Origin of the sequence: Myroides sp. C15-4 (genome assembly GCF_050522745.1) — a bacterium.
In the GTDB taxonomy this organism is placed as follows: domain Bacteria; phylum Bacteroidota; class Bacteroidia; order Flavobacteriales; family Flavobacteriaceae; genus Flavobacterium.
In genome coordinates this window covers 1-5,543 of sequence record NZ_JBMVQX010000065.1, presented here as the reverse complement: position 1 = coordinate 5,543, position 5,543 = coordinate 1, and the positions used below count along the sequence as shown (strand labels likewise).

The 5,543-nt window shown below is 32.9% G+C and carries 4 protein-coding genes; all 4 read left to right on the top strand.

Features of this window, described 5'->3' with window-relative positions; translation table 11 throughout:
* Positions 1 to 345 precede the first annotated feature (345 nt).
* On the top strand, positions 346 to 675 hold the full coding sequence (locus tag ACPDHL_RS15940; RefSeq protein ID WP_430533703.1) for a tyrosine-type recombinase/integrase: 330 nt from the start codon (positions 346 to 348) through the stop codon (positions 673 to 675).
* Positions 676 to 822: 147 nt separating this feature from the next.
* Complete coding sequence (locus ACPDHL_RS15935) at positions 823 to 1,032, top strand: helix-turn-helix transcriptional regulator (RefSeq protein ID WP_430533702.1); 210 nt, start codon at positions 823 to 825, stop codon at positions 1,030 to 1,032.
* Positions 1,025 to 3,658, top strand: a complete 2,634-nt coding sequence (locus ACPDHL_RS15930; protein WP_430533701.1) for a TrlF family AAA-like ATPase — start codon at positions 1,025 to 1,027, stop codon at positions 3,656 to 3,658. Before ACPDHL_RS15935 ends, ACPDHL_RS15930 begins: the two co-directional genes overlap by 8 nt.
* On the top strand, positions 3,646 to 4,800 hold the full coding sequence (locus ACPDHL_RS15925) for an RNA-binding domain-containing protein (RefSeq protein ID WP_430533700.1): 1,155 nt from the start codon (positions 3,646 to 3,648) through the stop codon (positions 4,798 to 4,800). The genes ACPDHL_RS15930 and ACPDHL_RS15925 overlap by 13 nt, the downstream gene beginning before the upstream one ends.
* The last annotated feature ends 743 nt before the right edge of the window (positions 4,801 to 5,543 follow it).

The following is a 5,543-nucleotide window of genomic DNA, read 5'->3' as shown; positions in this document are numbered from 1 at the left end:
GGTATTCGATGAACTTCGTTTATCTCATTTACTTTATTATTGTTTATTGGTATTCGATGAACTTCGTTTATCTCATTAACGCTTATATTTGTTTTGGTATTCAATGCACTTCGTGAGAGGAAGTTCTTCTTACTTTACAGACATGAATGGAGTGCCTACGCATTACTATGGTTATCTACCGTTTACCTCATTAATGATTTTATTTGCTTTGATATTCGGTGCACTTCGTGAGGAGAAACCGCAGCAAGAGCAAGGTTCATCGAACACCCAAACAAAATAATAACTTGGTGAGATAACTAATGGTGGTTTACAACAATAGTAATTATGATAATGTGTATAAGTTTAATGATTATCGAAAAGTATGCAGGATTGCCAAAGGATGGAAAGGTTTTTCCTGTTCCGTCCAACAGTTCCTGTAATGATAGACTAAAAGTAATTTCCCAACAAATAGACTGCCTTAATGAGAAAAAAGTAACCTTTCATTTGGCACGTCATACATTTGCTACCTTGTTTTTGGGTGAGGGTGTTCCGTTAGAGAGTTTGACTAAGATGTTAGGACATAAGAATATTGCCACAATACAGATTTATACAAAAAATCTCAACGAGAAAGTCGGTAAGGATATGCAAAAAGTATCACATAGGTTTAAAAGTTTGGAACAGTTTTTTGTAGCATAGCTCTAAAACCATTATATGGTAAGGTTTCTTAAGGGTTTCATAAGCAATATATTTTAATATATTGTTTTTCAACATAAAAATATATTGCCGTATCATAATTAACTGTACCTTTGTATCGTTGTGTCATAATAAAAGAACTTTGAATCAATGAATCGAATAAAAGAAGTTTTAAAAGAACAAGGGAGAACCCAGACTTGGCTTGCCGAAAAAATCGGAAAAAGTTATGTTGTAGTTACAAATTACTGTAATAATAACGCACAGCCAAGTATTCAAGTTTTGACTGAAATCTCTCAAGTCTTAGACATTGACATAAGAGAATTATTAGTTTCCACTAAAGACGATTTGCAAAATGGATAAACAGTTTGAAATTTTTAAAAACGGTAGCACTTGGTTAAGGGCTGACTTTCATTTGCACACAAATGCAGACAAAGAGTTCACTTATAGTGGCGAAAGTGATTATTATACATCTAACTATGTAAATAGGTTAAGTGAAGAAGGTATTAAAATTGCTACAATAACCAATCACAACAAATTTAATTTTGACGAATATAAAAGACTTGAAAAAACTGCAAGGAAAAAAGAAATTTACCTTTTGCCAGGAGTTGAGCTTTCTGTAAATGATGGGGCAAATGGAATTCATTGCCTTGTTGTTTTCAATCCAATAGAGTGGCTTGAAAATGGCACAGACTATATTAATCAGTTTATCACTCAAACTTTTGCGGGTAAACACAATTTTGAAAACGAAAACGGTCGCTCAAACGACAATTTGATTGAGACAATAAAGAAATTGAACGCCTTTGAAAAAGACTATTTCATCATAATGGCTCATATTGAGCAAAAAAGTGGCTTTTACAATGAGTTGGACGGAGGGCGTATTCAGGAATTAGGCGACAATCCATTATTCCGAAAAGCAGTTCTCGGATTTCAAAAGGTAAGAACAAGAGATGTAATCACAAATCTTAATCTTTGGCTAAATAACCAACTACCCGCTTTTGTGGAAGGGTCTGATGCAAAAAGCATAGAAAGCATTGGAATAGAGAATTGTATAAACGAAGTTACTCAAAAAACGTATCTGAAAATAGGAGCATTTAATTTTGAAGCAATCAAATACGCATTATTAGACAAGCAATTCAGACAAGAACAGCAAATTGTCAATCCAAGCAATGGCTATTTAAAATCTATCAGTTTTAAAGGTGGGAAATTAGACGGCTCTACAATTGAATTAAATCATTCAATGAATAATTTAATTGGTATTAGAGGAAGCGGAAAATCTTCTGTTCTTGAAGCTATTAGATATGCTTTGGATATTGATTTGCAAAAAAATCAAAATGTTGATTTTGAGTATAAAACCAATTTGGTAAATGCTTTATTGGGAAGTGGTGGAAAAATAACATCTGTTTTGGTTGACGACCAAGGCAAGGAATATATTGCTGAAAAAATTCTTGGAGATAGAACAAATATTTACAAAGATGGAGAATTACAAATTGGATTAAAACCAAATGCCATCGTAAAGAAGCCTATATATTTTGGGCAAAAAGACCTTTCGCAAATAGGCGATTCCCTCTCGACAGAATACCTCATTAGTAAATTAATTGGCGACCGCTTATTAAACAAAAAACGCGAAATTGAAGAAAGAAATCAAGATGTATTGAGGTTAATAGGCGAACTCAAAAAAATAGATACAAAAGTTGCGAGAAAAACAGATATTGAAGCCAAACAAGCCGAATTGAACCTCAAAATTCAGGTTTTTAAAGATAATGAAATTGATAAAAAACTTGAAAAGCAAATCTCTTTTGACCAAGACAGTAATTTTATCAAACGACTTGAAAAATTTGAACAAAAAGTCATTGATGGTTTGAGTGAATTTGTAAGTGAATTTGAGGATAGCTTCCATAGTTTCAAAATATATGTTTCAAAAGAAAACACCACAGATATAGATTTAATAAAACAGCATTTTACTGTTTTTGAGAATCTGTTTGTTGAAGCCAAATCCCTTTTATCAAAATTGGATGTAGAAAATATTGTACTTAAAAAAAAGCATCAAGACTTCAATGTGAAATATGAAGCCCTAAAAGAGGAATTTTCACAAATTAAAAGGCAAATAAACCTGCCCAATATACAAGCTGACGACTATGTAAAATATACCAAAGAGCTTGATTTGACAAAAGCTCAACTATCGGAATTAAATAAGCTATCCGATAAGAAAAGAGAATTGGAAAATCAATTGAAACAATCTTTGATTGCTTTGCAAAAATTGTGGCACAACGAATTTGAAATTGTTCAGGAAGAAATTAAAAAAGTAAACGAAGACCAAAGTTCTATAAGAATAGATGTTGCTTTTAAAGGAAATAAAACAGATTTTAAATCTTATCTGAAAGAGAACCTGAGAGGAAGTAATTTAAGGGAAAACAATATTCAGATAATTATAGACAGCTATAATGATTTGGTTGCTGTCTTTGAAGATTTACACCAATCCAACTCTAAGTTATCCGACAATCTTTCTGATGTTCAATTGAATACATTTAGAGAGTATTTTAATAGGAATATTGAAGCGTTTTTGACTTACAGAATACCCGATAAATTTGACATTATTTATCGAGGAAGACCTTTGAATGAACATTCTTTGGGACAGAGAGCATCTGCCCTGATTATATTTTTATTGACATTAAAGGATAGTGATTTAATTATCATTGACCAACCCGAGGACGATTTGGACAATCAAACTATTTATAATGATGTCATAAAAGTATTGAAAGAATTGAAAAATTCATCACAGTTCATTTTTGCTACCCACAACCCGAATATTCCAGTTCTTGGCGATTGTGAGCAAGTGATTTCGTGTAAATATGACACAGATAGTATAAAAGCAAATTTTGGCAGTATTGATAACCAATCAATAAGAAGCGAAATAGTAAATATTATGGAGGGTGGTCAGGAAGCATTTAATAACAGAAAAAGAATTTACGAATTATGGACGCATTAGAATTATTGGATTTAATCCATATGGGCGAATCGAGTAAGGTTCAATTTAAAGTACGTGTAAATAACGCCAATTCCGTTGGTGCTGAAATGGTCGCTTTTTCAAATACAAAAGGGGGTATGATAATTATTGGCGTTGATGATAAAACGGGACAAATCAACGGACTTTCTTTCGAAGAACTTCAAGAAACCAATGAGCTTTTAGCAAACTCTGCATCTAACAATGTCAAGGCACCGATTTATATCTATACAGAAACCGTAAAGGTAGAGGAACAGAATGTTATTGTAGCCCACATTTCGGAGGGAACAAGTAAACCACATATGGACAATAACGGAATAATTTGGGTAAAAAACGGTTCGGATAGACGTAAAGTAATTGCTAAAGAAGAAATTGCCCGATTGCTTCAGAGTAGTGGTAATCTTTTTGCTGATGAAACCATAGTGAACGGCACAACTATTAATGATATTGATGAGGAGCTTTTTCAGGATTTTATAATGGCAAAAACAAAGAAATCAATCGAAGAATTGGGACAATCTACCGCTTCGCTTCTTTCTAATCTTGGGATGTTAAAAGATGGTAAAATTAGTCTTGGTGGATTACTTTTATTTGGTAAAAATCCACAACAGTTTCGCCCTACATATACTGTACAGTGTGTCTCTATAGTTGGAAATGATATAGGTACAAGTGAGTTTCGGGATAAAGAAGACCCTTTTACCGGAAACTTGAAAGAATTGTATGATAAAACACTTTCTTTCATCACGAGGAATTTGAAAAAAGTACAGAAAGAAGATAGTTTTAATTCACAGTCAGTGTTGGAAATACCAATAGAAACAATAGAAGAATTGCTTGTTAATGCTCTAATACACAGAGATTATTTTATTCTGTCAAGTATTAAGGTGTTCATTTTTGACAATAGAATAGAAATTGTAAGTCCAGGAAAACTTCCAAACACGCTTACCATTGATAATATTAAAATCGGAACTTCTATACCCCGAAATCCGATTTTATTTACCAATGCAAGATATATTCTGCCTTTTGTCGGTGTTGGTAGTGGAATTCCAAGAGCGTTAGAGAATTCACCTGATTTGGAATTAATTAATGATACTGACAGAGAACTGTTTATTTCAGAGATTAAAAGACCTTAATTGAATTTATTTTTTTAACAACTAATACTGATAGTTATCTTCCAATACCTTGCGTATATCGCTTTCACGGAAAAGTATTTTTCGTTCGAGTTTGATAAACGGTATCAGTCCCTCATTGGATATCCTAATGAAATCCGGACAATTAGTTAAGCAGCTTTATTAATATTTATTATTTGATTAAACTCATTGATTGTCTGGTGGTTTAAGTAGGAGTGTCTACGTTTTTTTATTATACCAGATTTCGATATATTGCTTGCGCCAGTTCACTTCGTTCGGGTCAAAGACTTTAGCCTCCATTTGCTTTGTATTTAGTTGTAAATTTCCATAAATCATCTCCGCTTTTAGCGATTTAAAGAAGCTTTATTCATCGTTTATATTTGTTTTAGTATTCATGATGTGCTTCGCAATTCTGCTACGGCGTTATCCCAAAAATTAGCCTTTACTCATTGGTTATTATTTATTTTGGTATTCGTGATGTGCTTCGCAGTTCTACTCATGCTTCTAATAACATTAAAAGACTCTAAAAAATTTGCAAATTTGTAGTTTGCATATTGTACTCCTTGGTCAGAATGGAAAATTATTAATCCGTCTTCAAAAGATCTGTTCTTTTTAGCCATTTTAAAGGCTGCTAAAGTGGTGTTTTCCGTTGACATATCTTTACTCAGGTGGATATTCCGTTTCGATTTGTGCCAGTGATTTCGGAGTACTTGTGCCAGTGATTTCGGTCAAACTGTGCCAGTGAT